The organism is Streptomyces olivochromogenes, assembly GCF_001514115.1.
GTDB lineage: Bacteria > Actinomycetota > Actinomycetes > Streptomycetales > Streptomycetaceae > Streptomyces > Streptomyces olivochromogenes.
Genome location: NZ_KQ948522.1, coordinates 1 through 1,863, shown reverse-complemented (window position 1 = coordinate 1,863; position 1,863 = coordinate 1). Strand labels below are relative to the sequence as shown.

The following is a 1,863-nucleotide window of genomic DNA, read 5'->3' as shown; positions in this document are numbered from 1 at the left end:
ACCTCTCCTAGGAGTTCGCGATGGCCGATCTGGCCTTCGTCGTCACCACGATCGCGGTGTTCGCGCTGGTGGCCCTCGTCGCCAAGGGGGTGACGAAGCTGTGACCGCCGAGAACATTGTCGGCCTGGTCGTGGCCGTCGCCCTGCTGGGCTATCTCGTCCTCGCCCTGATCTTCCCGGAGAGGTTCTGAGAGCGTGATGAGTCCCGTTCTTGCCGGCGTGCTCCAGCTGCTCGCGCTCATAGCGGCGCTGGCCCTCGCCTACGTTCCCCTTGGCGACTACATGGCCAAGGTCTACTCCTCCGACAGGCACTGGCGTGTGGAGAAGTGGATCTACAAGGGTATCGGTGCCAATCCGGACACGGAGATGCGCTGGCCCGCGTATCTGCGCGGCGTCCTCGCCTTCTCCGCGGTCGGTGTCCTCTTCCTCTATCTGCTGCAGCGTCTGCAGGGTCATCTGCCCGGCTCGCTCGGCTTTGCCGCGATCGACCCGGACCAGGCGTTCAACACGGCCGCGTCGTTCGTGTCGAACACCAACTGGCAGTCGTACTACGGCGAGCAGGCGATGGGCCATGTGGTGCAGACCGGTGGTCTGGCGGTGCAGAACTTCGTCTCGGCGGCGGTCGGTATCGCGGTGGCCGTGGCGCTCGTACGCGGCTTCTCGCGCTCCCGCAGTGGTGAGCTGGGCAACTTCTGGGCCGACCTGGTGCGCGGCACGGTCCGTATCCTGCTGCCGCTGTCCGTCGTCGCCGCGATCGTGCTGGTCGCCTGCGGCGCCATCCAGAACTTCTCCGGGATCCACTCGGTGGGCCAGTTCATGGGCGGCTCGCAGCAGTGGAACGGCGGCGCGGTCGCCTCGCAGGAGGCCATCAAGGAGATCGGCACCAACGGTGGCGGTTACTTCAACGCGAACTCCGCGCACCCCTTCGAGAACCCCACCCCGTTCTCGAACCTGTTCGAGATCTTCCTGCTGCTGGTCATCCCGTTCGCGCTGACCCGCACCTTCGGCCGGATGGTCGGCAGCCTGAAGCAGGGTTACGCGATCCTGGCGACGATGGCCACGATCTGGCTGGGTTTCATCGCGCTGATGATGTGGACCGAGTTCGCCCACCACGGTCCGGCGTTCCAGATCGCGGGCGGGGCGATGGAGGGCAAGGAGACCCGTATCGGTGTCGGCGGATCGTCGATCTTCGCGGTGTCGACGACGCTGACCTCGACGGGTGCGGTGGACTCCTTCCATTCCTCGTTCACGGGTCTGGGCGGTGGTATCACCATCCTGGGTATGCAGCTGGGTGAGATCGCTCCCGGTGGTACCGGTTCCGGTCTCTACGGCATGCTGATCATGGCGGTCATCGCGGTGTTCATCGCCGGTCTGATGGTCGGGCGGACCCCGGAGTATCTGGGCAAGAAGATCGGCACGCGTGAGATCAAGTTCGCGGCCTGCTACATCCTCATCACGCCGGCGCTGGTGCTGGTCTTCACGGCCGCGGCGATGGCGCTGCCCACTCCGGGCCACTCGATGACCAACAGCGGGGCGCATGGCTTCTCCGAGATCCTGTACGCCTACACCTCGGGTGCCAACAACAACGGTTCGGCGTTCGCGGGTCTGAACGCGGACACGCAGTGGTTCAACAGCACGCTCGGTATCGCGATGCTGCTGGGCCGGTTCCTGCCGATGGTGTTCGTGCTGGCGCTGGCGGGTTCGCTGGCCGAGCAGAGGCCGGTCCCGGCGACCGCGGGCACCCTGCGCACGGAGAAGCCGCTGTTCACGGGTCTGCTGGTGGGCGCGATTCTGATCATCACCGGTCTGACCTACTTCCCGGCGCTCGCGCTGGGTCCGCTGGCCGAGGGGCTGGCGTCATGAG

At 66.0% G+C, this 1,863-nt stretch carries 2 protein-coding genes; both read left to right on the top strand.

The window, feature by feature from the left end:
• Positions 1 to 100: 100 nt before the first annotated feature.
• A complete protein-coding gene (gene kdpF, locus AQJ27_RS51335) occupies positions 101 to 190 on the top strand; it encodes a K(+)-transporting ATPase subunit F (RefSeq protein WP_016434100.1) in 90 nt (29 codons plus the stop codon).
• Between the two features lie 7 nt (positions 191 to 197).
• Positions 198 to 1,862 (top strand): potassium-transporting ATPase subunit KdpA, encoded by a 1,665-nt coding sequence (gene kdpA, locus AQJ27_RS51330; protein WP_067385985.1) that lies wholly within the window; start codon positions 198 to 200, stop codon positions 1,860 to 1,862.
• Position 1,863: the final 1 nt, after the last annotated feature.